We start from the raw sequence: 25,198 nt of genomic DNA on the forward strand, positions 1-25,198 counted from the left end.
GTTACGGGTATATCCACGTACCAACTTGGCCGGCTTTGCCTGGAGAATAAGCATGACATCGGTTTGGCGTACCAGTGGTTGGATTCTGTTGGGCAGTGCGCTGATTCTGGCGCTGTCGTTGGGCACCAGGCACGGCTTCGGCTTGTTCCTGGCGCCCATGAGTGCCGATTTCGGCTGGGGTCGCGAGGTGTTCGCCTTTGCCATTGCCTTTCAGAATCTGATGTGGGGCCTGGCGCAGCCATTTGCGGGCGCTTTGGCGGACCGTTTCGGCGCCGCCAAAGTGGTATTCGTCGGCGGGATTCTCTATGCGATTGGCTTGATGACCATGAGCATGGCCGACTCGCCTTTGAGTTTGTCCCTGAGCGCGGGCTTGTTGATCGGCATCGGTCTTTCGGGCACCTCGTTTTCGGTGATTCTCGGTGTGGTGGGGCGGGCGCTGCCTGCGGAAAAACGCAGCATGGGCATGGGGATCGCCAGCGCCGCCGGGTCGTTCGGGCAGTTCGCCATGTTGCCGGGCACGCTGGGATTGATCAGCTGGCTGGGCTGGTCCAGTGCCTTGCTGGTATTAGGTGCGTTGGTCGCCTTGATTCTGCCTTTGGTAATGATGCTCAAGGACGTTCCTACCGCCCTGGTCGGTGGTGAGCAGACCCTGCGTGAAGCACTGCACGAAGCCTGTTCCCATTCCGGCTTCTGGTTGCTGGCTCTGGGTTTCTTCGTTTGCGGCTTTCAGGTGGTGTTCATCGGCGTGCATCTGCCAGCTTATCTGGTTGATCAGCATTTGCCGGCCAAGGTCGGCACCACGGTGCTGGCGCTGATCGGCCTGTTCAATATCTTCGGCACCTATACCGCAGGTTGGCTGGGCGGGCGGATGTCCAAGCCGCGCCTGTTGACCAGCCTGTATTTGCTGCGTGCGGTGGTAATCGCGTTGTTCCTGTGGGTGCCGTTGAGCGAAACCACGGCGTATCTGTTCGGTGTAGCAATGGGCTTGCTGTGGCTGTCGACGGTACCGCTGACCAATGGCACGGTCGCCACGCTGTTTGGCGTGCGCAACCTGTCGATGCTTGGTGGCATTGTGTTCCTGTTCCACCAGTTGGGCGCCTTTCTTGGCGGTTGGCTGGGTGGCGTGGTGTATGACCGGACCGGAAATTACGATTTGATCTGGCAGGTATCGATCCTGCTCAGCCTGCTGGCCGCCGCATTGAACTGGCCGGTACGCGAGCGTCCGGTGGCGCGTCTGCAGATGCAGGGGAATGCTGCGTGAACAGGTTCTGGAGCTGGGGTGCCGGCTTTGGTATTGCGCTGTTGCTGATGCTGGTCTGGTGGGCATGGCAAGGTGTCGGCCTGGCTGCATTGCAGTTGGGCATGGGTGCTTGCTGAGCTTGAATGTGTAACCTTTATCCCGCTCGACCAGGCATTTTTTGCGACGCGGGGTAGCGTGTCCACAGACAATAACTATCGCACCCTCGGTGCGCTCAGGTGCCGTATGACCATTCGCTGGTTTTCTCTTCCACTTCTTATGTTTGCCATGACCGGTCCGGCGCTGGCTGCCGAATGTCCAGCGTTGCTGCAGGGCGAGCTGCCCAAACTGCGCGCCAAGGAAAATATCGACCTGTGCCAGCGCTTTGCCGGCAAGCCGATGCTGGTGGTCAATACCGCCAGTTTCTGTGGCTTCGCGCCGCAGTTCAAAAGCCTGGAGGCGTTGAATCAACGCTTCAAGGGGCAAGGGCTGGAGGTGGTCGGTGTGCCGTCCAACGACTTCAAGCAGGAGTCCAGGGATGGTGAAGAAACGGCCAAGGTTTGCTACGTGAACTACGGTGTGACCTTCACCATGACCGAGCCGCAGATTGTCAAAGGTCCGCAGGCGACGCACCTGTTCAAAGTCCTCGCCGAGCAAAGCAGTGCGCCGCGCTGGAACTTCTACAAATACGTCATCGATCGTCAGGGCAAGGTCATCGCCAACTTCTCCAGCCTGACTGCGCCGGATGATCCGGAACTGATCGCCGCCGTCGAAAAGGCGATCGCTTCCAGGCCATGACCTGATTGCCATGCAGCAAAAAGCCCCGCGATTGCGGGGCTTTTTGTGAACGGACGGTAGCTTTTTCAGCCTACCGGGTTCTCAGTATCAGAAGCGATAGGTGACCGAAGTACCCAGGCCGTGTGCGCTGTTCTGGTAGTCAGCGCTGTACGCGCCCTTGGTCGAACTGGCATCACGAATCTTCGTTTTGTCTTCGTGCAGATACGAATACGCCACGTCGATGGTCATCTTGTCGGTCGGGCTCCAGCCAGCGCCCAGGCTGAACACCTTGCGGTCGCCGGTCGGGATGCGTGGCGAACGGTTGGTGTTGTTGGTTGGCGACTGATCCACCGAGAAACCGGTGCGCAAGGTCCACTCTTTATTGACCTTGTACGAGGCACCGATGGCATGTGCCCAGGTGTCGTGCCAGTTCTGCTCTTCGGAGATCGTGCCAATGGCGCCAGTCGAACCACCCAGCTGACGTGGAACGCCATCGTTATTTACGGTGATGTCTTCCAGACGGCTCCAGCGCGTCCAGGTACTGCCCGCATAGACAGTCCAGTTCTCGTCGAGCTGTTGCGTGACCGAGAAATCGACCGATTCAGGCGTGCTGATGTCCAGCGAAGCATCGTACTTCTGGCCGCTGAACGGGCCGAAGCCGGCGCCCTGGATCTTGGTTTTGCCGTCGAGTTTGTAATCGACCTTGGAGTGGTAGGTCAGGCCCAGACGCGTGGTGTCAGTGGCCTGCACCAGGATGCCGACGTTGAAGCCGATTGCAGTGTCATCACCTTTGATCTTGACTTTGCCATCGTTGCGGCCCGGAGTAGCGGCGGTCAACGTCGAGGAAGTCAGTTCACCGTCAAGGCGGTTGATGGTCGGGCCGAACCCGATGGAGACCTTGTCGTTGAAGGCGTAGCTGACGGTTGGCTGGAAGGTGATGACCTGAACGTGGCTCTTGTCGCCCCAGTAACGGCCCGCGAAGCCGCTTTCGTAGTCGGTAACCAGACCGAAAGGAACATAGACACCAACGCCAAATGCCCAGTGATCATCGATAGGTTTTACGTAGTAGCCCATCGGAACGCCGACGACCGGTACCATATCGCCATCGTTACTGCCGCCGAAAGTGCCACGACCGTGCTTGATATCGGTCTTGGCGATGATGGCGGCTGCGCCAACACTCACTTGCTCGCTCTTCAGGCGGGACATCCCGGCGGGGTTGCCAAATACGGTGCTGGCATCATCGGCAGAAGAAGAGCGGCCGGCAAAACCAGTCCCCATCCCGCTGATACTCTGCTCGTTGATGGCGAAACCGGCAGCGAACAGTTGAGAGGAAACCAGGCTGACTGCGAGGCTAAGTGTGGTCTTGAGCATTACTTTTTTCATTATTAGAACTCCGTGTTGATCACCGCGCGGAAATTACCAACATTTTTAGCAATGCGCTATAGCCTGAATGCCGCGAGTTAGAGCGATTCTTGTAGGACAATCCTTATATTGTGGTGGGATCTCCCGCTAACGTGATTTTCCGCAAGCCTGTTCACACAGGGTAGGAAAGCGGTGCGACGCAACTTTGCCACGCACTGATGAAGTCCCTCAAACGTCCTTGGGGCTCAAATATTTCTCGCCAGATTCTGGCCATCAGTAGCGGGTTTTCATCGCTGGGCAAAAATACGCCGTGGGCTTCGACCATCAACCAGGCGATGGCAGTGGAGTAGCGCAAATTGACGGTCAGCTCCAGATGCGGTCCGGTGAGAAACGCATGCTGGCTGGCAAGTCCGCGCACCCGGCTGGCCAATTCAGGATCAAGGGCCAGGTAATTGTCCCAGATCTGTCGGTGGCGCAGTTCGGGGATGCAGTACAGGCCATGGCCGCGTCGGCTGTCGAGGGCGGCGCCCAGGGCTGACTGGCTGGCGGCAACGCCAAGCAGGAAGGATTCGGCGCAAGCACTATGACGATCGAGATATATCAATGTCGGCCGAATAACGTGTCGAGATAGATCACTGGCTGCAATTCCCATGACACCCTCGGGAGCTGGTGGCCAACGAGCCTGGCGCGTGGCAGCGATGAATCGGATCAGGCTCGCCGGAAGCGGCATTGCCGCTCAAGTTGAAGTGTAGTGTCATCTATTGCGTGTAAAACCCTGTTTTTAAATTATTTCCCGTCTAGCACTGCTCTCTATATATCCCTTGGCGATAGGCAGCGCGGATTATCGAGTGATTCAGAAGGCCGAAACGCAGACGAAAAAAAGCCCCGCCTTTCGAGGGGCGGGGCTTTATTGACCGGCTGAGTGGCGCTCAGTATGCGGTCTCTATCAGGCAACCAGTGCCTGACGGGTACGCTCGATCACGGCCTGCAGCGGCTCGGCGCTGGAGTACTGATCGGGGTACAGGCGTTCGCTGTGACGAGCGATGCCGTGTTCGTTGACGATGGTGAAGCTGAAGCAACCTTTGCGAGCAGCCATGATCAGGCAGTTCATTGGTGCGAAAGCGTGAGTAAGGGTGCGGATGGCATCCTGAGTCTGTGTATGAGTAGTCATGGTTATGGTGTTCCTGAACAACACGGAATAAGGCCGTGCAAAAATAAAACGTCCCAGTAAACGCGGGCCAACACCTGTTATTTTCAGGTAGGGCAGGGCGAAGAACCTGACTGGAACAAAGCAGACAGTTGAAGCGCGCTGGATTGTATGGCGCTCGGGCTGACCGGTAGGTACTTAGGAGGGCAGGCAACACAACAAGAGCAAAGGTTCGCCGCTCTGGGTGCAGATCCTGATCAATTTGCAGGCTGGTTCTATCAGGCCATGAAACTTTTTACGCTACAGCTCCCGTTGGTGGGTAATCAGCGCGTAGGGTTCATGTCTGGAAACCATCGAGGTGGTCGATCCCTTATTGGCAACAACACCTTCGAATCGGAAGGATGCTTGTCGGGGGGATTGTTCGACCAGAATTGACTTTCAGCTTGGTACTAACGGCGGCAATGCTAACCGATCATCGACCGCGATGGAAGGGGCAGTGCCAAATAAAATCTACCGCGTACGAAAAACCCCGTCGTACACCAACACCAGCGTCGCGGCCACCAGCGCGCAGCCCAATAGATATGCGGCAAGCGTCAGGCGCCTGGATTGGCGGGTTTCGATGGCACGCATGATTTCGCCCACGCCGTTGATCCGGCCTTCGCTCAACTCAACGCTGATGATCAACGCCAGCGCGATGGCCGGCAGCAGTACTGCAACGGCGAATACAGCGTTATCAGGCATCGGCAGCGTCAGTGTGACCGCGATGGTAACGGTGCAGACGAGCAACAACAGGGCAATAAACTTGAAAACTTCACGCAAGGAAGAAGACCGTTGCTGGAAAATGGCCGCCTATATTCCACTGACACGACCAGATTGGAAAGTTGAATGCCGGATTTTCCGATGCCAGTGCCGTGGCAGCGGTCGATTCATGCACCACTGGCTGACCTGCCGGGGCTGCCCTGATTGAAAATGAGTCTCGCTCAATGCGGATTTGCGATGACGGCAAGGGTGTCTGATAGCGGTTGGAAATTGAGTTGTGCACATTGCGCGACGATGCTGCCACATCACTGTCACAACCGCTCCTAAGAGCTTGATTTACCGTGGTGAATTATTAAGTCAATGAAAAACATCGTATTTTTTAACTGGTGAAAAAATCGTCAGTTTGAGTGGAGGCCCCATTCTGCCTACGTTTGCGAGAGTTAAAGTACGGTTGTCCACTGAGTTATCCACAGGTTCTGTGGATTGTCCCAAGCGCTTGCTCTATTTCGGGCATCTCTTGGTTTCGGGACTTTACCTCGGCGAGAAAAAGTGTAGAGTTGCGCGCCTCCTGATTTGCCCCCGCAGTGTTTATGAAACCGCGTCCTGATCCATCTCTAGAGCCTCGAACTTCTTCAAACGAACCTCCACGGTTTTCGTTGCGCGTTGCCTTGTGGCTGCTGGACAGCCCACGTCTGGGCAGCAAACCGAGTATCAAGCATTTTGCCGGTCGCCTGCTCAAGCAACCGGCGCGTCAAGGAGTTGTGGTGGCGCAGAGCCGATTAGGCAAAATGCTGTGCCACGATTGTGGCAACGCCCGTGATCGGCGCATCGGTCACGAACTGCTGCGGCAGGCCGCTCGGGCTGGCGATTGCACTGCGCAGTACGAATACGGGCGTCTGTGTACCCAGGCCCCGATCAGCGAGCCCCGCCAGGCGCGGCACTGGCTCGAACTTGCATCGGCCAAGGGTTCACTCGACGCGCAACGACTGCTCGGCCAGCTAAACCGTTACTGAGCCGCAGCATCTGCCATGACAACCGATGTCTGGCGCAAATCGCTGTTCTGCGCATAATGCCGGGAATCGGAGTTCGGCATGTCTTTACTGTCAGTGGCTCGAGACAGACACCAGGAGTCTCTATGGCGATGGACTTGACCAGCCTTTTACTGGGGCTTGGTGCAGCGGCAATACCTTTACTGGCCTTGGCCTGGCAGCTGCAGCGCAAGCTGGTTCGCCAGCAGGCCGAAAGCGCATTGCTGGACGAGCGTTTGAGTACTGCGCAGATGGCTCAGGACGGGCTCAGCGCGCAGCTGGACGCCAGCCGCGATGAAATCAGCGATTTGAGCCAGGCCAATGCGCAAAAGCAGGCCGACCTTGCGGCGCTGCGGCGGGAAGTGGAATTGCTGCGTCAGGAACGCGACAGTGCCCAGGATGCGGCGCAGGCCTGGAGCATCGAACGTTCCGCCAAAGAGGCTGAGTTGCGCCAGCTGGACGCACGCGGCGCTTCACTGGCTGCCGAGCTGCGTGAGCAACAGGAAAGCCATCAGCAGCGCCTGGATGACCTTCAGGGTTCGCGAGACGAGCTGCGTGCCCAGTTCGCTGAACTGGCCGGGAAGATTTTCGATGAGCGTGAGCAGCGCTTTGCCGAAACCAGTCAGCAACAACTCGGGCAGTTGCTCAATCCGCTCAAGGAACGCATTCAGTCGTTCGAAAAGCGTGTAGAGGAAAGCTACCAGCAGGAGGCCCGGGAACGCTTCTCCCTCAGCAAGGAACTGGAGCGTTTGCAGCAGCTCAATCAACGCCTGAGCGATGAGGCGACCAACCTGACCCGCGCGCTCAAAGGCCAGAAGACCCAAGGCAATTGGGGCGAGCTGATTCTTGAGCGTGTGCTGGAACACGCCGGCCTGGAAAAGGGCCGCGAATATCAGACGCAAGTCAGCCTCAAGGGGCCGGATGGCGAGCGCTTCCAGCCGGATGTGCTGATCATGCTGCCGGGCGACAAGCAGGTGGTGGTCGACGCCAAAGTCAGCCTGACGGCTTACCAGCAATACGTCAGCGCCGACGACGAAGTTATCGGTCAGGCGGCGTTGAAGCAGCATGTGTTGTCGCTGCGCAACCACGTCAAAGGCTTGTCCGGCAAAGACTATAAACGTCTGGAAGGTTTGCACAGTCTGGATTTCGTGTTGTTGTTCGTGCCGATCGAGGCGGCTTTTTCTGCCGCGTTGCAAGCCGAACCCAATCTGTTTCAGGAGGCCTTCGACCGCAACATCGTGATTGTCAGCCCGACGACGTTGCTGGCGACCTTGCGGGTGATCGACAGCCTCTGGAAGCAGGAGCGCCAGAGCCAGAACGCCCGGGAAATCGCCGAGCGGGCCGGCTGGCTTTACGACAAATTCGTGCTGTTCATTCAGGATCTGGATGAAGTTGGCAATCGCTTGCAGCAGTTGGACAAAGCCTACAGCGCGGCGCGCAACAAGCTCACGGATGGGCGCGGCAACCTGGTCAGTCGCAGCGAGCAGCTCAAGTTGCTCGGCGCGCGTGCCAGCAAGAACCTGCCAGCGGAGCTACTGGAGCGGGCAATGACCGACGATGAAGGCCTGGCGCAGCTACCTGAATAAAAGGTGTGAGATGATCCGCCGCTTTTCTTTTTCCGAATGGACTCTTTGAGCATGAGCGTGACGCGCAAAAGCGCCGATGGTTTCGCCCTGCAAGTCATGCTGGTGCTGTGCGTGATCTGGGGCTTGCAGCAAGTGCTGATCAAGTGGGCTGCACCGGACATTGCGCCAATCATGCAGGCCGCGGGACGTTCCGGCATCGCCGCGCTGATCGTGGGTGTTGCGCTGTGCTGGCAAGGCGGCCACCGGAAAATCAACAGCACCTGGCGCGCCGGGCTGCTGGCCGGATCGCTCTTCGGCCTGGAGTTTTTGTTCATCGCCCAGGGTCTGGCGCTGACCAGTGCTGCGCATATGTCGGTGTTCCTTTATACCGCGCCGATCTTTACCGCGCTGGGGCTGCATTGGCGTCTGCCCAGCGAGCGGCTACGACCGCTGCAGTGGTTGGGGATTTTTCTCGCGTTCCTGGGTATCGCCACGGCTTTCGTCGGCGGCATGTCATTGACCAACATCGATCGCAACATGCTCATCGGCGATGGCCTTGGCGTACTGGCGGGCATGGCGTGGGGTGCAACCACCGTAGTGGTGCGCGCATCCCGACTGTCCGAGGCGCCGGTAACCCTGACTCTGTTTTATCAATTGATGGTGTGTCTGGTCGGGCTGCTGCTAATTGCTGCGGTCAGCGGCCAGATCACCCAGGTCGAGCTGACGCCGGTTGGCATTGGCAGCGTGCTGTTTCAAGGGTTGGTGGTGTCGTGCGCGAGTTACCTCGCCTGGTTCTGGCTGCTGCGCCGGTACCTGGCGTCGAATCTGGCGGTGTTTTCGTTCATGACGCCGCTGTTTGGCGTGACCTTCGGCGTGCTGCTGCTGGATGAGCCGCTGAGCTTCAATTTTGTGATCGGGGCGATTCTGGTTTTACTCGGGATTACCCTGGTCAGCGGCGAACAATGGATTCGCCGCAAGTTGCGCGGACTGCTGAGGCGCTAAACTGTGTCGGCGCATGTCTTGGGCTGCCGTTGGTCGTTTAAATACGTGGGATTAGTCCTGAAGCTGTCACATTGGGCACATCGGGAAAAATGTTTTTCCGCGACACTCGGTAGCAGGCGTAAAGTGTGAAATAGCACTATTCTGTTGAAGCGGCTTAAAGATGTCGGTCGTCGAGTATTTCCCTGAAGGGGGCTTTATGAATACCAAACTGCAAGAATGGCTTCACGATCTGGGCGTTGCCTTGGGTCTTATCGAACGGCCCAAACTGCAACCGATTCCGGTGCGCAGCAACGACAAGAATGATAAACAACGCCGTCCACGTCGGTAGTCGAAACGGCGTCTTCTGCCGGGGCGCGCCCGCGTCCCGTCGCTGATAACAGGCCCTGAATGGCGGCCTGATCTTCCTTTTTATTCCTTGCTTGTACCCTCGGGTTTTTTGTCCGAGCGCTTTGGCTGGTCTTTTTTCAGCATCAGGATCAAGTCCACCAGCATGGGCAGGATCAACTCTTCCGGTTTTTCGACGGCCCGCAGTTTGACGGCGGCCGGGAATTCAAAGCCGTAGTCATCCTGCAATTGTTTGAACAGCTCGTTCACATCATCCTCATCGAGCATCAAATCCTTGAAGCTGGAATCTTCATGAATCTCTGACTTGTCGACCAGGATGATGCCTATCGTGTCGAAGACGTGTTGCTGGATTTCGTTGCGGTTCATGAAAGCCCCTGTTATCCGTCATTTAGAGGATCAGCCCCAACTTCCATAAAACAGGGTGTTTCCAAATCGATCCATATGCATGTGATCTGCTTGATGAACAGCAATTCGGTGTACAGCATTCCTTGCACTGCATCATCAAGGCTAGCTCAAATCCGCCGTAACTCGGGGCATAGAAAGCTGCAGATGTAAAAAAGGATGTCCGTGGACATCCTCTTTTATGTTCGCTAGTAGCGGCAACGGTCAGACAGCCGTCTGTTCCGCTACCGGAGCAGCGCCAAGGGATTTCTGGCTGCGCGGATCGTTGGGGCCATACACGGCAGCCGGTTCCGGAAACAGGCTGAGCAGGGCCAGATACACCAGAGACGCCAGGCCCAGGGTAACCGGCAGGCTGATGTCGATGCCTTGGGCCAGGTTGCCCAGCGGACCGACGAACTGCCCCGGCAGGTTCACGAAGCACAGGCCAACCAGCGCGCTGGGAATCCAGGCACCCAGCCCGCGCCAGTTCCAGCCGTGGCTGAACCAGTAACGACCGCCTTTTTCGCCCCGGGTGAAGACTTGCAAGTCTTCCGGGCAATAAAAGCCGCGTCGCACCAGCAGGCCGATGATCATGATCACCATCCATGGCGTGGTGCAGGTGATGATCAGCACCGCGAAGGTCGAAACGCTCTGCACCAGATTGGCGGCGAAGCGGCCGATGAAGATGAACGCGATGGACATCACGCCGATCAGCAGCGTCGCCTTGACCCGCGACAGCACGCGCGGGAACACGCTGGACATGTCCAGCCCGGTGCCATACAGCGACGTGGTGCCGGTGGACATGCCGCCGATCACTGCGATCAGGCACACCGGTAGAAAGAACCAGGTCGGCGAAACCGCCAGCAGGCCGCCGACGTAGTTATTGGCGGCGATGTAGTCCGGCGCCTTGATGGCGACGATGGTCGCGGTGGCCAGGCCAAACAGGAATGGAATTAACGTTGCGACCTGGGCGCCGATGACGGCAAGCATGATCTGCCGCTTGGGCGTATCCCGTGGAATGTAGCGCGACCAGTCGCCGAGGAATGCGCCGAACGACACCGGATTGCTCATGGCAACCAGCGCCGAGCCGATAAACGCGGCCCAGAAACCTTCCTGGCCCATGGCAACGGTGCCGGCGAAGCCCGCATCAAACGTGCTGGCAAACGCGAAGATCCCCAGCAGGAACAGCAGGCTCGCCGCCCAGACCGCGATCTTGTTAACCCACAGCATGAATCGAAAGCCATAAATGCAGACTGTCAGGACCAATATGGCGAACAGGCCGTAGGCCAGGCCAAGGGTCAGGTCGGTTTCCGGCAGGTTGATCAGACGTTTCGCGCCGCCGATCAATGCATCGCCCGAGCTCCAGACCGACAGCGAGAAGAAAGCGATTGCGGTGAGCAGCGACAGGAACGAACCGACGATTCGGCCATGCACACCGAAATGCGCGCCGGACGATACTGCGTTGTTAGTGCCGTTGAGTGGGCCGAACAGGCCCATTGGCGCGAGGATGATCGAACCGACCAATACGCCAAGGACAATCGCCCAGACGCCCGCTTGAAAGGACAAACCGAACAATACCGGAAAACTGCCCAGCACTGCGGTGGCAAAGGTATTGGCGCCGCCGAAAATCAGTCGGAACAAATCGCGGGGAGTGGCACTGCGGGCGTGATCGGGAATCTGTTCTACGCCGAAGGTTTCGATGCTGCTGGTGGGACGTTGGGTGGGCGCGCGCTGTTTATTGTTATCCATGATCTGCTCCGATCATTTGGTGCTTGTGGAGTACTGCTTTTTTATTAGGGAGTAGCCGACAAATGTTCGTGAATGGCGAGCCAGTTACCGGAGGCCTGGCGGGCAAACACAATGGTTTCGCGTTCCTCGCTGGTGCTTTGCTCGCCCCCTGCGCGCAACTCGGTGGTCACGTCGTGGAGAAAAATCGCCACATCGCCATACACGCTGACATGGGCGTTGCTGGATACGCAGGACAGCACTTCAAATCCCTCTTCCCGCCAACTGTCCCACAACGTCTGATAGGCGCTGCGGCTGAGCAGCGGTTTTTCCAGGGTATAAAACACGAAGGTCGCGTCCGCGCTGAATGCCGCGAAATACGTTTGGCGGTTATTGCTGGCAAACGCCGTCACCAGATCGGCGGCGGCTTGCAGTACGTTGTTGTGGTCGCTCATTGAATTCCAGGCTCTCAATCAAACTGAATACCGTGGGAGCGAGCTTGCTCGCGAATGCTACGTCACTCATTGCGAGAGTCTCGACGGCTACGTTGGCTTTTTCGCGAGCAAGCTCGCTCCCACATGTGTTTCTAGCGGTGAGTCACACCCGGCAAGACACACAGCATTTCGTAGAGCAGGTTGGCGCCCAGCAGGGAGGTGTTGCCGGTGGTGTCGTACGGTGGCGAGACTTCCACCAGATCGCAACCGACCAGATCCAGGCCCTGGCAACCACGGATGATTTCGATGCCTTGAATGGTGGTCAGGCCGCCAATTTCAGGGGTGCCGGTGCCTGGCGCCCAGGCCGGGTCGATGCCGTCGATATCGAAACTCAGATAAACCGGACCGCCGCCGACTTTTTCGCGAACTTGCGCCATCAACGGCGCGAGGGATTTATGCCAGCATTCTTCCGCCTGAACTACGCGGAAGCCTTGTTTGCGGCTCCAGTTGAAGTCTTCGGCGGTATAGCCCTGGGCCCGCAGGCCGATCTGCACGACGCGATCACAATCCAGCAAACCTTCTTCAACCGCGCGGCGGAAGGTAGTGCCGTGGGCGATTTTCTCGCCGAACATGTGGTCGTTGACGTCAGCGTGGGCATCGATATGCACCAGGCCGACCTTGCCGTATTTCTTGTGAATGGCGCGCAGGATCGGCAGGGTAATGGTGTGGTCACCGCCCAGCGTCATCGGCACCACGTCGTGGGTGAGGATTTCGTCGTAGGCTTCTTCAATGATGCGCACGGCGTCCAGCAGGTTAAAGGTGTTGATCGCCACGTCGCCGATATCGGCCACTGACAGCGAATCGAACGGCGCAGCACCGGTGGCCATGTTGTATGGGCGAATCATCACTGACTCAGCGCGAATTTCACGCGGGCCGAAGCGGGTCCCGGCGCGCAGAGAGGTGCCGATATCCAGTGGCACGCCGACAAAAGCAGCGTCCAGGCCGGCCGCAGATTGCAGGTGCGGCAAGCGCATCATGGTGGCAATACCGGCGAAGCGCGGCATTTCGTTGCCGCCCAGTGGTTGGTGAAAAATCTTTTCCACGGGATTGCCTCATCGTTGGTTTGAATGCGTCGATTCTGGGAAGTGGGGCAGCAGGGAACAATCGCTGGGGCGAAATACTTAGTTTAGAGATTTCGAAACTAATGCGGTTTTGCGCTAAGCTGCGTGGCCTTGGCGTTCGCTGCTACGGGGCCGCGATTCAACACACACTTTCTATCGGAACCCCCATGCCCAGCGCGTTACCCGATCTCAAACTGCTGCGTATCTTTGCCAGCGTGGTGCGCCACCAGGGCTTTGCCAGTGCGCAGCAGGAACTCAACCTTTCCACGTCGGCGATCAGCACTTATATGAGCCAGCTGGAAGCGGCGCTGGGTATCGTCCTGTGTCATCGGGGGCGCGGCGGGTTCAGTCTGACCAGCAAAGGCGAACTGTTTCATCAGGAAACCCTGCGTCTGCTGGGTGAGCTGGAAGGGTTCGAGTTGTATGCCGCCGCACTAAAGGGCGAGCTGCGCGGTACGCTCAACCTCGGCGTGCTGGACTCCACGGTGAGCGATCCGGCCTTGCCGTTTGCCGAAGTCATTGGTGCCTACAGCGAAGAACACCCGGCGGTGCATTTACACCTGTCGGTGATGAGCCCTTACGAATTGCAGCTCGGCGTGCTGGATAACCGGCTGGACCTGGCCATCGGCTCGTTCTCCACGCGGATGAACGGTCTGCTGTATCAACCGCTGTATCGCGAGCAGCATTGGCTGTATTGCAGCAACCGCCACACCTTGTTTGCCGAGCGGCGTATTCCCGAGCCTGTGATCGCCCAGCAACGCATGGTCGGACGCGGTTACTGGAGCCAGGCGGAACTGGCACGGCATGGTTTCAAACACAGCGCCGCAACGGTGGAAAGTATGGAGGCGCAGCTGATTCTGGTGCTGTCCGGCGCCTACATCGGTTATCTGCCGGAGCACTATGCCCATTCGTGGGTGGATTCGGGGCACTTGCGCGTGCTGCTGCCGGCAACCTTCGGTTATCAGGCGCCGTTTTCCATGATCGTGCGCCGGGGTCGCAGCCGCGAGCCGTTGATCCAAACTTTCCGCGACCTGCTTAAAGCGCAGCTCAATCCTGTCTGACCGAATTCTGCCAGAGGAACGCCCGATGTCCCGCCCGCGCTGTGAACGTTGCCTGCGCCCCGAAAGCCATTGCCTGTGCTCGCTGATCCCGCAACTGGACAGCCGCACTCGCGTGCTGGTGTTGCAGCACCCCAGTGAAGTTCAGCATGCGTTGAACACCGGGCGGCTGGCGGCGCTGGGCTTGAATAATGCGCAGTTGGTCGTTGGGGAAGTTTTTGAAGACATGCATGAACTGCTCAATCCGCCGGGTTATCAGGCGCGACTGTTATTTCCCGGCGACGATGCGCAGGCGTTGGTAACGCAGGAGAAAAACGGGTTGCCGATGCTGCTGGTGGTGCCGGACGGTACCTGGCGCAAGGCGCGCAAATTGCTGCACCTCAACCCGCTGCTGGCGGCGCTGCCACGGGTCACGCTGGAACACGTGCCCGAGTCCCGTTACCGCTTGCGCAAGGCTCCGGGCCCAGACGCATTGTCCACCCTCGAAGCGATCACCCACGCCTTGCAGATCCTTGAAGCGCCGCAGTCATTTGCGCCACTGCTGGCTCCGTTCGAAGCCTTGATCGAGGGGCAGATCAAGGCCATGGGTGCCGACACTTTTGCGCGCAATCACGGCTGAACATTAACTGTTCAAAGCTTCGCGCCGGCTGCCGTTCAGGGCTTGCATGCGTTGAATATAAGCCTCGGTTTCGCGCTCGGCTTCAGTACGGTTGGGGTACGGACCTTCAAGGGTATTTTCCCGAGTGCTGAAAAAATATTCGCCATTGACCCGTGTTACCCGGTCACTGCGATAGTGGACGGTGGGGGCCGGGTCCTGCTCACGTTTGCCGAACATGATCTTCTCCTGCTGAAAAATGAATCTGGGGAACTGCTTGGGGCGAAGGCCGACTAAAACAGTTCTGGCCGTATTGCGCGCTCAACTGCAACTGTGTCGAGTCGCAATCCACACCTACAATGATCGCCTGCACTTTTTGCACTTGCCTGGGAATTCTTCATGCACATCTCGTCTGGCCGATGGATTTATGGCCTGTGTCTGGCGCTGTTGACAGCGCTGCTCTGGGGCATTCTGCCCGTCAAGCTCAAACAAGTGCTGCAAGTGATGGACCCTGTCACTGTGACGTGGTTCCGACTTTTGGTGTCCGGATCGCTGCTGTTCATATGGCTGGCGTCAGTCAAGCGCTTGCCGAGCTTCAAGGTGCTGGGCCGCAAGGGCAAGATTCTGGTCCTGCTGGCGGTATTGGGGCTGGTGGGCAACTACGTGCTGTATCTGATCGGCCTGAATCTGCTCAGCCCCGGCACCGCCCAGTTGATGATTCAGATGGGTCCGATCCTGTTATTGATCAGCAGTATTTTTCTGTTCAAGGAACGTTTCAGTATTGCGCAAGGCGTGGGCCTGGCGGTGCTGTTGATCGGTTTTGCGTTGTTCTTCAATCAGCGCCTCGGCGAGTTGCTGACGTCCATGAGCGAATACACCGCAGGCGTGCTGACGGTGTTCCTGGCGGCGGTGGTGTGGACGTTCTACGGCCTGAGCCAGAAGCAGTTGCTGACGGTGTGGAATTCGGTGCAGGTCATGATGGTGATCTATCTGTTCTGCGCGCTATTGGTTACGCCGTGGGCGCATCCTGCCGAGGCGCTGCAACTGAGCCCGCTGCAAGGCTGGCTGTTGCTGGCCTGCTGTTTGAACACGCTGGTGGCGTATGGCGCGTTTGCCGAGGCGCTGGCCCACTGGGAAGCATCGCGCGTCAGTGCGACGCTGGCGCTGACTCCGCTGGTGACCTTTGCCTGCGTGGCAATCGCTGCCTGGTTGTGGCCCGAGTACGTGCAAGCCGAGCAGATCAACCTGCTGGGCTACGGCGGCGCGGTGCTGGTGGTGGCCGGTTCGGCGCTGGTCGCACTCGGCCCTTCGATGCTTGCCGGATGGCGCGCAAGGAAGGCGAGGCTGGCAGTGCAGCCCTGACGCTGGGCTGATGTAGATCGGGGCTACTTGCGCCCGAGCATTTCGGCCTTGCGCAGCCATTGCTGGCGCTGCTCTTCGGACGAGATGCGGACTGGGGCGAATTCAGTCAGGCGCTTGGTCTTGATCCCGCAGAACGCCAGCACGGTGCGTACCATCTGCCGGTGCGCCGGTGCGCCGTATACCCAGCGAAAATAGCGCGGTGGGGTGTCCATGGTCACCAACAGCTCAGCCGTGCGGCCCCTGAGCAGTTCGTTGGAAATGTGCTTGCGACCGTGGGTCTTGAAGGCGAAACCGGGCATCAATACCCGGTCGAGAAACCCGCTGAGCACGCTGGGCAATCCGCCCCACCAGACCGGGTAGACGAACACCAGATGCTCGGCCCAATGGATTTCCCGTTGGGCTTCGAGCAGATCGTGCTCCAGGTTCTGGCTTTGTTCGTAACCGTTATGCAGCACGGGGTCGAAGTCCAGTTCTCCCAGCTTGAGCATCCGCACCACGTGGCCTTCGCTGCGCGCGCCCAGGGCATAAGCCTCGCCCAGCGCGTGCCCGAAGCTTGCAGATTTCGGCGTACCGAAAATCATCAGGATGCGTTTGCCATACCCTTCCAGGGGTGTCGCGCCGCTTTTCGGATCAACCATTGCTGCCAGCCTCAAGCATTTTTTCCGGGCGGACCCAGGCATCGAACTCGGCATCGGTCAGATAACCCAGGGCCAGCGCAGCCTCGCGCAACGTCAGCCCTTCACTGTAGGCCTTCTTGGCGATATGGGCGGATTTGTCATAGCCGATATGCGGGTTGAGCGCCGTCACCAGCATCAGGCCGCGTTCCAGGTGTTCAGCCATTTTTTCGGCGTCGGGTTCCATGCCGGCGATGCAGTGTTCGTTGAAGTTGCTGCAGCCGTCGCCGAGCAGGCGTATCGATTGCAGCAGGTTGTGAATGATCACCGGCTTGTAGACGTTCAGCTGCAAGTGGCCCTGGCTCGCGGCGAAACCGATGGTGACGTCGTTGCCCATGACCTGGCAGGCCAGCATCGACAGCGCTTCGCACTGAGTCGGGTTGACCTTGCCGGGCATGATCGAGCTGCCGGGCTCGTTGGCTGGGAGTCTGACTTCAGCCAGGCCGGCACGCGGACCGGAGCCCAGCAGGCGCAGGTCATTGGCGATTTTCATCAAGGTCACGGCGAGGGTTTTCAAGGCGCCGGACAACGCCGTCAGCGGCTCATGGCCAGCCAGCGCGGCAAACTTGTTGGGCGCGGTCACGAAGGGCAGGCCGGACAATGCCGCCAGTTCAGCGGCGACTGCCTCGGCGAAACCGTGAGGTGAATTCAGGCCCGTGCCGACCGCCGTGCCGCCCTGGGCCAGTTCATAGACGGCGGGCAGGGTGGCGCGAATCGCTTTCTCGGCATAATCCAGCTGCGCGACATACGCGGAAAGCTCCTGGCCAAAGGTGATCGGCGTCGCGTCCATCATGTGCGTGCGGCCGGTCTTGACCAGTTTCATATGCCGTGCCGACTGCTCGGCAATGCCGTTGGACAGCTCGGCGATTGCTGGCAAAAGCTGCTCTTTAACCGCCTGGGCGGCAGCGATGTGCATCGCGGTCGGGAAGCAATCGTTGGAGCTTTGCGAGCGGTTGACGTGATCGTTGGGGTGTACCGGGGTCTTGCCGCCACGGCCTTGCCCGGCCAGTTCATTGGCGCGCCCGGCAATCACTTCGTTGACGTTCATGTTGCTCTGCGTGCCAGAGCCGGTTTGCCAGACCACCAGAGGGAACTGGCTGTCGTGCTCGCCGCCCAGTACTTCATTGGCGGACTGCTCGATCAGCCGGGCAATGTCGGCGGGCAAATCGCCGTTGCGGTCGTTGACCCGGGCCGCAGCCTTCTTGATCAGCGCCAGGGCGTGCAGCACCGGCAAGGGCATACGCTGATCGCCAATGGCAAAGTTGATCAGCGAACGTTGAGTCTGTGCTCCCCAGTAGGCGTCATCGGGGACTTCGATCGGGCCAAGGCTGTCAGTTTCAGTACGACTCACGGGTTCACTCCTCAAAGTTCAGTGCGCATCAATGCGAAGTTTAGGCTTTGCTATCCATATTGGGTTCCCTAATTAGCGTTTTTAACCGCTCGGCGCGTCAGGGGTTGAGCCAAAAGCGGACATGGGCGCAGAATGGTCGGCCTTGAGGTATTGCCTCGCCTGCTAGAAAGGAAACTCGATGACCCGTCTTCGTGCCATCTGTACCGCGGTTGTACTGGTTTGTGCCAGCGGCCAGGTTCTTGCCGATACCGCCAGCCATAACGCCAGTGCCGAAACGTTCCTCAAGCTGGCTCATGCTGACAAGCTGGGCACCCCGGTCTACATGCAAGTGCAACAGATGTTTGCTCAGCGCTTTGCCGAAACCAAAGCCCCTGAAGCGAAAAAAGCGTTGCTTGAAACCTATCAGGCCAAAGCCAACGCAGCGCTGGATCAGGCGATCGGCTGGAACAAGCTGAAACCCGACATGATCAAGCTCTACACCGCCAATTTCACCGAAAGCGAGTTGAAGGATCTGGTTGCGTTCTACCAGTCTCCACTGGGCAAGAAAGTGCTGACCAAAATGCCTGAGATGACTCAGCAATCGGCTCAGCTGACCCAGAGCAAACTGGAAAGCGCGGTACCTGTCGTCAACAAACTGCTGGCTGACATGACTGCGGAACTGGAACCTGCCAAGGCAGCTCCTGCTCCAGCCCAAAAGCCTTAACCGACTGATCGGGCGAGACCTGTCATGACCATGCAAAAGCGTATCGAATCGGCACTGGCCGTGTTTCAGCCACTGCACCTGCAAGTGCTCGACGAGAGCCACATGCACAGTCGCGGTGAGCAGACTCACTACAAGGCGATTATTGTCAGCGAGCAATTCGAAGGGCTCAACGCCGTCAAGCGTCATCAGAAGGTCTACGGCATTCTGGGCGGTCTGATGGGTGAGTTCCACGCGTTGGCGTTGCACACCTTTACCCCCGAAGAATGGGCTAAGACCGGTGCCGCGCCTGCCTCGCCGACCTGTGCGGGTGGTCATTGACTGTCGTCTGAAAGGGGGTTATCGGATTAACCCTGATTTTTGCTAGAATCCGCAACGCGCCGCTCTGTCGGCGCGTTTTTCATTCTGAATTCTGATCCGGTAGGCCCTTTGCGAGGGTCGCCACCTGGAGAAACACATGACACAAAAGCCGATGACTCAACCGATCGTCGTGGCCGCGCTATACAAGTTTGTCACGCTCAGCGACTACGTTGCCCTGCGCGAACCGCTGCTGCAGGCGATGGTCGACAATGGCATCAAAGGCACGCTGCTGATCGCCGAAGAAGGCATCAATGGCACCGTCTCCGGTAGCCGCGAAGGTATCGACGGGCTGATGGCCTGGCTGAAGAACGATCCGCGCATGGACGACATCGACCACAAAGAGTCGTATTGCGACGAGCAACCCTTCTACCGCACCAAGGTCAAGCTCAAGAAAGAGATTGTCACCCTGGGCGTCGAAGGCGTTGACCCGAATAAATCCGTGGGCACCTATGTCGATCCGCAGGACTGGAACGCGATCATCAGTGATCCGGAAGTGCTGGTGATCGACACCCGCAACGATTACGAAGTGTCCATCGGCACCTTCGAAGGTGCCATCGACCCGAAGACCACCAGCTTTCGCGAGTTTCCCGAGTACATCAAGGAACACTTCGACCCGGCGGTGCACAAGAAAGTCGCCATGTTCTGCACTGGCGGTATCCGCTGTGAAAAGGCTTCGAGTTTCATGCTCGGCGAAGGTTACGGCGAGGTCTTCCACCTCAAGGGCGGGATCCTCAAGTATCTGGAACAAGTGCCTCAGGAAGAAAGCCTGTGGCGTGGTGAATGTTTCGTTTTCGATAATCGCGTCACCGTGCGCCATGACCTGACCGAAGGCGACTACGATCAATGTCACGCCTGCCGCACGCCGATCAATGCCGAGGACCGCGCCAGCGAGCATTACACGCCTGGCATCAGCTGCCCGCATTGCTGGGACACGCTGAGCGAGAAAACCCGCCGCAGCGCCATTGATCGGCAGAAGCAGATCGAACTGGCGAAGCAGCGTAATCAGCCACACCCTATCGGCCGTAACTATCGTTTGCCAACCGAGGCTTGATCCATGTCTGCTCGCCTGCTCTATGTAATGGACCCGATGTGTTCCTGGTGCTGGGGCTTTGCCGACGTGGCCAAGGCGTTGGTGGAGCAAGCGCAGGCGGGCGGCATGACTTTGCAGCTGGTGATGGGCGGCTTGCGCACCGGCAGCGGCGCTGCACTTGAGCCGACGACCCGACGTTACATCCTTGAGCACTGGCAAGCGGTGGCGGAAACCACCGGGCAAGCCTTCCGTTTTGACGATGCGTTGCCCGATGGTTTTGTCTACGATACCGAGCCCGCCTGTCGGGCGGTGGTGGCCGCGCGCAGCCTCGATCCGGACAGCGCGTGGCAGTTGGTCAGACTCATTCAACAAGCGTTCTATCTTGATGGGCGCGATGTGACCCAGGCGGCGTTGCTCACCGAACTGGCCGAGCAGGCGGGTCTGCCCCGCATTGAATTCGCCGAGGCGTTCGACAGCACTGAGCAACATGCCGCGACGGCTGCTGATTTTGCCTGGGTGCAGGATTTGGGTATCGCCGGGTTTCCGACCTTGCTGGCTGAACGCAACGGTCAGTTGGCGTTGCTGACCAATGGTTATCAATCCCTGGAGGATCTCTCGCCGCTGCTGGGTCGATGGCTGGAGCGTGCCGCCAGTGCATGAACCTGATCAAGGCGGGAGCGATCCGTCCGGGCGCATCGATCGACTGAGCTGGGCAGAAATTCGACGTCTGGCAGTGCGCCATAAAAAAGCCTTGTGGATCGCCAATGGTGTCGCCGTGCTGGCGACCTTGTGCAGCGTGCCGATTCCATTGCTGCTGCCGTTGCTGGTGGACGAGGTATTGCTCGGACACGGCGCCAGCGCGCTCACGTTCATGAACCACTTTCTGCCCGACAGCCTGCAAACCTCGGTCGGTTATATCGGCCTGATGTTGCTCGCCACGGTGTGCCTGCGCCTGGGTGCGCTGGTGTTCAACGTCATTCAGGCCCGGCTTTTCGCCCGGTTGTCCAAAGACATCGTCTACCGGGTGCGCATCCGGCTTATCGAGCGTCTCAAACGAATATCGCTGGGCGAATATGAAAGCCTCGGCGGCGGCACCGTTACCACGCATCTGGTCACCGACCTCGACACCGTGGACAAATTCATCGGCGACACACTCAGCCGGTTTCTGGTTGCCATGCTGACCCTGGCCGGAACCGCCGGGATTCTGGTGTGGATGCACTGGAAGCTTGCCCTGTTGATCATGCTGTTCAACCCGCTGGTGATTTATGCCACGGTCAAGCTGGGCAAGCGGGTCAAGCATCTGAAGAAGCAGGAAAACGACAGCACCTCGCGCTTTACCCAGGCCCTGACTGAAACCCTGGACTCGATCCAGGAAGTCCGCGCCGGCAATCGTCAGGGCTACTTTCTCGGGCGGCTTGGGCTGCGCGCTCAGGAAGTTCGCGATTACGCCATCGCCTCGCAATGGAAAAGCGATGCGTCGAGTCGTGCCAGCGGGCTGCTGTTTCAATTCGGCATCGATATCTTTCGTGCGGCGGCGATGCTCACCGTATTGTTTTCCGACCTGTCCATCGGGCAGATGCTCGCGGTATTCAGTTACCTGTGGTTCATGATCGGTCCGGTCGAGCAATTATTGAATCTGCAATACGCCTGGTACGCCGCTGGCGGCGCGCTGACCCGGATCAACGAGCTGCTGGCCCGCGCTGACGAGCCGCAATATCCGGGCGGTGCCGATCCGTTTGCAGGGCAGGAAACCGTCGGCATCGAAATTCGCGGCCTGAGTTTCGCTTATGGCGAAGAGAACGTTCTGGATCAGCTGAACCTGACCATCGCCCCTGGGGAGAAAGTCGCCATCGTGGGTGCCAGTGGCGGCGGGAAAAGCACGCTGGTGCAACTGCTGCTGGGTCTGTATACCGCGCAATCCGGGACTGTCCGCTTTGGTGGGGCAAGCCTGGAGGAAATGGGTCTGGAGACCGTCCGGGAAAATGTCTCGGTGGTGCTGCAACATCCGGCGCTGTTCAACGACACGGTGCGCGCCAATCTGAGCATGGGCCGTGAACGGAGCGACGAAGCGTGCTGGCGGGCCCTGGAGATTGCGCAACTGGCGCCGACGATTCGCGCCTTCCCCGATGGACTGGACAGTATTGTCGGGCGTTCCGGCGTGCGTTTGTCCGGCGGGCAGCGCCAGCGATTGGCCATCGCCAGAATGGTGTTGTCCGACCCCAAGGTGGTGATCCTCGACGAAGCCACATCGGCGCTGGATGCCGCTACCGAATACAGCTTGCATCAAGCCCTGTCGCGCTTCCTTAACGGACGCACGACGCTGATCATTGCGCACCGTCTGTCGGCGGTTAAGCAGGCGGATCGGGTGCTGGTATTCGATGGCGGGAGAATTGCCGAAGAGGGTGATCACCAGCAGTTGATCGCCGATGGCGGGCTCTATGCCAAGCTTTACGGCCATCTGCAACATATCTGACGGTCGCTGCCTCAGAAGTGCGCGGAATTTTCCCGAAATACCGAGAACTAACTTTCTTCTGATCCGTCTTCTTATAGGCGCGGTGTCATGATGACGCCGCAACGCCAGCCTGTTTCAAGCTTGAGAAAATCCCCCGACCTTTTCATGGAATTAGCCTAGTCTGAGGCAAGGATGAAATTGATCAGGCCGCTTGTTGAGCATCTGGCAACGCTAACGCTTATGAAAGGGAAACCATGAGGCAAAAGCGGATTCTCGAAAAGCCCCGTCTGCTGGGCGTTGTTTGGCCATTTATTGCTGTTGCGCTATTCCAGGCTTTGCTTGGGTGCGTCAGCTTGTACACGCTGTCAGCCGTGCGCAGCTATGTCGCCGGCGAAAGCCTCTGGTCGAAAGGGCAAAAGGACGCCATCCATTACCTGAGTCTTTACGCCAACAGCCGCGACGAACTCGATTATCTGCGCTATCAACAAGCTATCGCGGTGCCCAAAGGCGGCCATCTGGCGCGAATGGCGCTGGACCAGCCTGAGCCGGCACTCGATCTTGCGCGGCAAGGCATCCTGCAGGGCGGCAATCATCCCGATGATGTTTCCGGGGTCATCTGGCTGTACCTGCATTTTCAGCACTATGGCTATATGCAAAAGGCCGTGGATCTGTGGGTCCAGGGCGACGAGTACTTGATGCGGCTGGATGATATTGCGCGCCAGATGCACGAGCGTATCAACTCCGGAGAAGCCACTTACGGTGATGCAGGCCGATGGCGTGCCGAGATCAATACGATCAATGAAGACGTGACGCCAACGGCGAAAGCCTTCAGCGACGCCCTGGGCGCTGGCTCGAGGAGCATTCTGCGACTGTTATTGATCGTCAACCTGGCAACCGCCGTGGTCCTGGTGATGCTGGCGTTGTTGCGCACCCACAAACTGCTCGCCCAACGCCACGCCTTTGCCGATGCGTTGCAGGTCGAGAAGGAGCGGGCGCAAATCACCCTGGAATCCATTGGCGAAGGGGTCATCACCACAGACGTCGAAGGTTCGATCGTCTATATGAACCCCGCAGCTGAAAGCCTGACGCACTGGAAAAATGGCCAGGCCAGCGGATTGCCTCTGGCTGCGCTATTCAGCCTGCTTGACGAAAACGATCAGAAGGACAGCCACAGCCTGATTGAGCGCATCCTCAGCGGCAAATTGAGAGGCGGCAGCGAACATTCCAAATTGATTCAGCGGCTTGATGGCAGCATCGTCTCGGTCGCTCTGGTGGGCTCACCGATCCAGACCGATGGCAAGATCAGCGGTACCGTGCTGGTGCTGCACGACATGACGCAAGAGCATCAATACATCGCCAACCTGTCCTGGCAGGCGACCCACGATGCGTTGACCGGCCTCGCCAATCGACGCGAGTTCGAGCAGCGTCTGGACCTAGCGCTGATCGGTCTGACCCGCCAGCCGAATCGACACTCGGTGATGTACCTGGATCTTGATCAATTCAAACTGGTGAACGACACCAGCGGGCATGCGGCGGGTGATGAGCTGTTGCGGCACATCTGCGCGTTGTTGCAGCAAGGCATTCGTGAAGGCGACACCCTGGCCAGATTGGGTGGCGATGAGTTCGGCATATTACTGGAAGACTGCCCGCCGCTACTGGCGGAAAAGATTGCCGAAACCCTGCGTCAGAGTGTGCAAAGCCTGCATTTCGTCTGGAAAGGCCGGCCCTTTGTCACCACCGTCAGCATCGGCCTGGTGCATATTTCCCATGTCCCGACCACCCTTGAAGCTTCGCTGCGCGCTGCTGACATGGCGTGTTATATGGCCAAGGAAAAGGGCCGCAACCGCGTACAGGTCTATCACGCCGACGATTCCGAGGTATCCGTGCGCTTCGGCGAGATGGCCTGGATCCAGCGCCTGCATCTGGCTCTGGAAGAAAACCGTTTCTGCCTGTATGCCCAGGAAATCTCCGACATCAGCCATGGCGGCGGACAAGCAGGACATATCGAGATCCTGTTGCGGTTACGTGACGAGTCCGGGCGGATGATCCAGCCCGACAGTTTTATCCCCGCTGCTGAGCGCTATGGCTTGATGACCACGCTGGATCGCTGGGTGGTGCAGAACGTCTTTAAAATCATTGCGCAATGTGCGGAGGATAAAAGTTACAGCGGGCCGCTGGTGGTCTGTGCGATCAACCTGTCCGGTTCCAGTATTGGCGACGATGCGTTCCTCGAATACCTCAAGCTGCAATTTCTCACCTACGAGATCGCGCCTTCATCGATTTGCTTCGAAATCACCGAAACCAATGCCATTGCCAACCTGGGAAGCGCCATTCGATTTATCAATGAATTGAAAAGCCTGGGATGCCAGTTTTCTCTGGATGATTTCTGCGCCGGTATGTCGTCGTTTGCATACCTCAAACACTTGCCCGTGGACTTTTTGAAGATCGACGGAAGTTTTGTCAAAGACATGCTCGACAATCCCATTAATAGAGCTATGGTCGAAGTGATCAATCATATCGGTCATGTCATGGGCAAGCGCACCATTGCCGAATTTGTCGAGACTCCGGAAATCGAAGAGGCATTGCGGGAAATTGGAGTGGACTTTGCTCAAGGATTTCTGATCGAGCGTCCCGCATTGTTTACGTGTGAAAGTCTGCGGCCCCGCGCCGTGCGGACCAAGACAATGCTATTCAGCACGCCAGGCATATTTCGCTGACCAATACTGAAACCTA

Annotated in this window: 26 protein-coding genes; 15 read left to right on the forward strand and 11 right to left on the reverse strand. The window is 58.4% G+C overall.

The genetic code is table 11. From position 1 onward, the window contains the following. Window positions 1-52: 52 nt before the first annotated feature. Together ACP7E4_RS03575 and ACP7E4_RS03580 are read left to right on the forward strand one after the other, a co-directional pair. Complete coding sequence (locus ACP7E4_RS03575; RefSeq protein WP_426111812.1) at window positions 53-1,261, forward strand: MFS transporter; 1,209 nt, start codon at window positions 53-55, stop codon at window positions 1,259-1,261. Window positions 1,262-1,483: 222 nt separating this feature from the next. Next, complete coding sequence (locus ACP7E4_RS03580) at window positions 1,484-2,035, forward strand: glutathione peroxidase (protein ID WP_426111810.1); 552 nt, start codon at window positions 1,484-1,486, stop codon at window positions 2,033-2,035. A gap of 87 nt (window positions 2,036-2,122) precedes the next feature. On the opposite strand, the gene ACP7E4_RS03585 is transcribed toward ACP7E4_RS03580, so the two are convergent. The 4 genes from ACP7E4_RS03585 to ACP7E4_RS03600 all read right to left on the reverse strand — a co-directional run bounded on the left by ACP7E4_RS03585 (window position 2,123) and on the right by ACP7E4_RS03600 (window position 5,342). Then, on the reverse strand, window positions 2,123-3,397 hold the full coding sequence (locus ACP7E4_RS03585; protein WP_426111808.1) for an OmpP1/FadL family transporter: 1,275 nt from the start codon (window positions 3,395-3,397) through the stop codon (window positions 2,123-2,125). A gap of 151 nt (window positions 3,398-3,548) precedes the next feature. Then, window positions 3,549-4,028 (reverse strand): hypothetical protein, encoded by a 480-nt coding sequence (locus ACP7E4_RS03590; RefSeq protein WP_426111806.1) that lies wholly within the window; start codon window positions 4,026-4,028, stop codon window positions 3,549-3,551. A gap of 294 nt (window positions 4,029-4,322) precedes the next feature. Further along, complete coding sequence (locus ACP7E4_RS03595) at window positions 4,323-4,547, reverse strand: hypothetical protein (RefSeq protein WP_020289155.1); 225 nt, start codon at window positions 4,545-4,547, stop codon at window positions 4,323-4,325. Between the two features lie 486 nt (window positions 4,548-5,033). Continuing rightward, a complete protein-coding gene (locus tag ACP7E4_RS03600) occupies window positions 5,034-5,342 on the reverse strand; it encodes a hypothetical protein (protein WP_426111804.1) in 309 nt (102 codons plus the stop codon). Window positions 5,343-5,872: 530 nt separating this feature from the next. Between ACP7E4_RS03600 and ACP7E4_RS03605 the strand changes: the two genes are divergently transcribed. From ACP7E4_RS03605 to ACP7E4_RS03620, 4 genes are all read left to right on the forward strand, one after another. After that, entirely contained in the window at window positions 5,873-6,295 is a 423-nt protein-coding gene (locus ACP7E4_RS03605; RefSeq protein ID WP_426111802.1) for a tetratricopeptide repeat protein, read from the forward strand. Between the two features lie 236 nt (window positions 6,296-6,531). After that, a complete protein-coding gene (gene rmuC / locus ACP7E4_RS03610) occupies window positions 6,532-7,896 on the forward strand; it encodes a DNA recombination protein RmuC (protein ID WP_426112068.1) in 1,365 nt (454 codons plus the stop codon). Window positions 7,897-7,947: 51 nt separating this feature from the next. Then, window positions 7,948-8,877, forward strand: coding sequence for a DMT family transporter (locus ACP7E4_RS03615; protein WP_426111800.1), 930 nt, complete (start codon window positions 7,948-7,950; stop codon window positions 8,875-8,877). A 196-nt stretch (window positions 8,878-9,073) separates the two neighbouring features. After that, on the forward strand, window positions 9,074-9,205 hold the full coding sequence (locus ACP7E4_RS03620; RefSeq protein ID WP_276204929.1) for a PA1414 family protein: 132 nt from the start codon (window positions 9,074-9,076) through the stop codon (window positions 9,203-9,205). A gap of 80 nt (window positions 9,206-9,285) precedes the next feature. Here ACP7E4_RS03620 and ACP7E4_RS03625 read toward each other — a convergent pair whose 3' ends face one another. From ACP7E4_RS03625 to speB, 4 genes are all read right to left on the reverse strand, one after another. Beyond that, window positions 9,286-9,588, reverse strand: coding sequence for a hypothetical protein (locus tag ACP7E4_RS03625; RefSeq protein WP_426111798.1), 303 nt, complete (start codon window positions 9,586-9,588; stop codon window positions 9,286-9,288). Window positions 9,589-9,828: 240 nt separating this feature from the next. Beyond that, the gene (locus ACP7E4_RS03630; RefSeq protein WP_426111796.1) at window positions 9,829-11,352 is read right to left on the reverse strand and encodes a purine-cytosine permease family protein; all 1,524 of its coding nucleotides are present in this window, start codon (window positions 11,350-11,352) and stop codon (window positions 9,829-9,831) included. Between the two features lie 44 nt (window positions 11,353-11,396). Further along, the gene (locus ACP7E4_RS03635) at window positions 11,397-11,783 is read right to left on the reverse strand and encodes a YybH family protein (protein WP_426111794.1); all 387 of its coding nucleotides are present in this window, start codon (window positions 11,781-11,783) and stop codon (window positions 11,397-11,399) included. Between the two features lie 131 nt (window positions 11,784-11,914). After that, a complete protein-coding gene (gene speB, locus ACP7E4_RS03640) occupies window positions 11,915-12,865 on the reverse strand; it encodes an agmatinase (protein ID WP_426111792.1) in 951 nt (316 codons plus the stop codon). Window positions 12,866-13,050: 185 nt separating this feature from the next. On the opposite strand from speB, the gene ACP7E4_RS03645 reads away from it, so the two are divergent. Continuing rightward, complete coding sequence (locus ACP7E4_RS03645; RefSeq protein WP_426111790.1) at window positions 13,051-13,944, forward strand: LysR family transcriptional regulator; 894 nt, start codon at window positions 13,051-13,053, stop codon at window positions 13,942-13,944. Between the two features lie 25 nt (window positions 13,945-13,969). Next, the gene (locus tag ACP7E4_RS03650; protein WP_426111788.1) at window positions 13,970-14,560 is read left to right on the forward strand and encodes a tRNA-uridine aminocarboxypropyltransferase; all 591 of its coding nucleotides are present in this window, start codon (window positions 13,970-13,972) and stop codon (window positions 14,558-14,560) included. A gap of 3 nt (window positions 14,561-14,563) precedes the next feature. On the opposite strand, the gene ACP7E4_RS03655 is transcribed toward ACP7E4_RS03650, so the two are convergent. Further along, a complete protein-coding gene (locus ACP7E4_RS03655; protein WP_426111786.1) occupies window positions 14,564-14,776 on the reverse strand; it encodes a DUF6316 family protein in 213 nt (70 codons plus the stop codon). A 159-nt stretch (window positions 14,777-14,935) separates the two neighbouring features. On the opposite strand from ACP7E4_RS03655, the gene ACP7E4_RS03660 reads away from it, so the two are divergent. Next, entirely contained in the window at window positions 14,936-15,898 is a 963-nt protein-coding gene (locus ACP7E4_RS03660; RefSeq protein ID WP_426111784.1) for a DMT family transporter, read from the forward strand. A gap of 23 nt (window positions 15,899-15,921) precedes the next feature. Here ACP7E4_RS03660 and ACP7E4_RS03665 read toward each other — a convergent pair whose 3' ends face one another. Continuing rightward, entirely contained in the window at window positions 15,922-16,536 is a 615-nt protein-coding gene (locus ACP7E4_RS03665) for an NAD(P)H-dependent oxidoreductase (protein WP_426111782.1), read from the reverse strand. Next, entirely contained in the window at window positions 16,529-17,923 is a 1,395-nt protein-coding gene (locus ACP7E4_RS03670; RefSeq protein WP_426111780.1) for a class II fumarate hydratase, read from the reverse strand. Before ACP7E4_RS03670 ends, ACP7E4_RS03665 begins: the two co-directional genes overlap by 8 nt. Window positions 17,924-18,101: 178 nt before the next feature. Between ACP7E4_RS03670 and ACP7E4_RS03675 the strand changes: the two genes are divergently transcribed. The 6 genes from ACP7E4_RS03675 to ACP7E4_RS03700 all read left to right on the forward strand — a co-directional run bounded on the left by ACP7E4_RS03675 (window position 18,102) and on the right by ACP7E4_RS03700 (window position 25,182). Further along, entirely contained in the window at window positions 18,102-18,626 is a 525-nt protein-coding gene (locus ACP7E4_RS03675) for a DUF2059 domain-containing protein (RefSeq protein WP_426111778.1), read from the forward strand. Between the two features lie 24 nt (window positions 18,627-18,650). After that, window positions 18,651-18,944: a BolA family protein gene (locus tag ACP7E4_RS03680; RefSeq protein ID WP_020289173.1), complete on the forward strand. Its 294-nt coding sequence runs from the start codon at window positions 18,651-18,653 to the stop codon at window positions 18,942-18,944. 136 nt (window positions 18,945-19,080) lie between these two features. Continuing rightward, window positions 19,081-20,034 (forward strand): rhodanese-related sulfurtransferase, encoded by a 954-nt coding sequence (locus ACP7E4_RS03685; protein WP_426111776.1) that lies wholly within the window; start codon window positions 19,081-19,083, stop codon window positions 20,032-20,034. A 36-nt stretch (window positions 20,035-20,070) separates the two neighbouring features. Further along, window positions 20,071-20,673 (forward strand): DsbA family protein, encoded by a 603-nt coding sequence (locus tag ACP7E4_RS03690; protein WP_426112066.1) that lies wholly within the window; start codon window positions 20,071-20,073, stop codon window positions 20,671-20,673. Continuing rightward, window positions 20,666-22,486, forward strand: coding sequence for an ABC transporter ATP-binding protein (locus tag ACP7E4_RS03695; protein WP_426111774.1), 1,821 nt, complete (start codon window positions 20,666-20,668; stop codon window positions 22,484-22,486). Before ACP7E4_RS03690 ends, ACP7E4_RS03695 begins: the two co-directional genes overlap by 8 nt. 233 nt (window positions 22,487-22,719) lie before the next feature. Continuing rightward, a complete protein-coding gene (locus ACP7E4_RS03700) occupies window positions 22,720-25,182 on the forward strand; it encodes an EAL domain-containing protein (protein ID WP_426111772.1) in 2,463 nt (820 codons plus the stop codon). Window positions 25,183-25,198: the final 16 nt, after the last annotated feature.

Origin of the sequence: Pseudomonas sp. DSP3-2-3 (genome assembly GCF_049898225.1) — a bacterium.
Lineage (GTDB): Bacteria > Pseudomonadota > Gammaproteobacteria > Pseudomonadales > Pseudomonadaceae > Aquipseudomonas.

Excerpts from the sequence above, each read along its gene's own strand:
- ACP7E4_RS03615 (WP_426111800.1), top strand. The coding sequence starts at position 7,948 with ATGAGCGTGACGCGCAAAAGCGCCGATGGTTTCGCCCTGCAAGTCATG.
- ACP7E4_RS03605 (WP_426111802.1), top strand. The coding sequence starts at position 5,873 with ATGAAACCGCGTCCTGATCCATCTCTAGAGCCTCGAACTTCTTCAAAC.
- ACP7E4_RS03680 (WP_020289173.1), top strand. The coding sequence starts at position 18,651 with ATGACCATGCAAAAGCGTATCGAATCGGCACTGGCCGTGTTTCAGCCA.
- ACP7E4_RS03700 (WP_426111772.1), top strand. The coding sequence starts at position 22,720 with ATGAGGCAAAAGCGGATTCTCGAAAAGCCCCGTCTGCTGGGCGTTGTT.
- ACP7E4_RS03590 (WP_426111806.1), bottom strand. The coding sequence starts at position 4,028 with ATGGGAATTGCAGCCAGTGATCTATCTCGACACGTTATTCGGCCGACA.
- ACP7E4_RS03585 (WP_426111808.1), bottom strand. The coding sequence starts at position 3,397 with ATGAAAAAAGTAATGCTCAAGACCACACTTAGCCTCGCAGTCAGCCTG.
- ACP7E4_RS03630 (WP_426111796.1), bottom strand. The coding sequence starts at position 11,352 with ATGGATAACAATAAACAGCGCGCGCCCACCCAACGTCCCACCAGCAGC.
- ACP7E4_RS03645 (WP_426111790.1), top strand. The coding sequence starts at position 13,051 with ATGCCCAGCGCGTTACCCGATCTCAAACTGCTGCGTATCTTTGCCAGC.
- ACP7E4_RS03595 (WP_020289155.1), bottom strand. The coding sequence starts at position 4,547 with ATGACTACTCATACACAGACTCAGGATGCCATCCGCACCCTTACTCAC.
- ACP7E4_RS03650 (WP_426111788.1), top strand. The coding sequence starts at position 13,970 with ATGTCCCGCCCGCGCTGTGAACGTTGCCTGCGCCCCGAAAGCCATTGC.
- ACP7E4_RS03575 (WP_426111812.1), top strand. The coding sequence starts at position 53 with ATGACATCGGTTTGGCGTACCAGTGGTTGGATTCTGTTGGGCAGTGCG.
- ACP7E4_RS03685 (WP_426111776.1), top strand. The coding sequence starts at position 19,081 with ATGACACAAAAGCCGATGACTCAACCGATCGTCGTGGCCGCGCTATAC.
- ACP7E4_RS03655 (WP_426111786.1), bottom strand. The coding sequence starts at position 14,776 with ATGTTCGGCAAACGTGAGCAGGACCCGGCCCCCACCGTCCACTATCGC.
- ACP7E4_RS03660 (WP_426111784.1), top strand. The coding sequence starts at position 14,936 with ATGCACATCTCGTCTGGCCGATGGATTTATGGCCTGTGTCTGGCGCTG.
- ACP7E4_RS03620 (WP_276204929.1), top strand. The coding sequence starts at position 9,074 with ATGAATACCAAACTGCAAGAATGGCTTCACGATCTGGGCGTTGCCTTG.
- ACP7E4_RS03665 (WP_426111782.1), bottom strand. The coding sequence starts at position 16,536 with ATGGTTGATCCGAAAAGCGGCGCGACACCCCTGGAAGGGTATGGCAAA.
- ACP7E4_RS03635 (WP_426111794.1), bottom strand. The coding sequence starts at position 11,783 with ATGAGCGACCACAACAACGTACTGCAAGCCGCCGCCGATCTGGTGACG.
- ACP7E4_RS03690 (WP_426112066.1), top strand. The coding sequence starts at position 20,071 with ATGTGTTCCTGGTGCTGGGGCTTTGCCGACGTGGCCAAGGCGTTGGTG.
- ACP7E4_RS03580 (WP_426111810.1), top strand. The coding sequence starts at position 1,484 with ATGACCATTCGCTGGTTTTCTCTTCCACTTCTTATGTTTGCCATGACC.
- ACP7E4_RS03675 (WP_426111778.1), top strand. The coding sequence starts at position 18,102 with ATGACCCGTCTTCGTGCCATCTGTACCGCGGTTGTACTGGTTTGTGCC.
- ACP7E4_RS03625 (WP_426111798.1), bottom strand. The coding sequence starts at position 9,588 with ATGAACCGCAACGAAATCCAGCAACACGTCTTCGACACGATAGGCATC.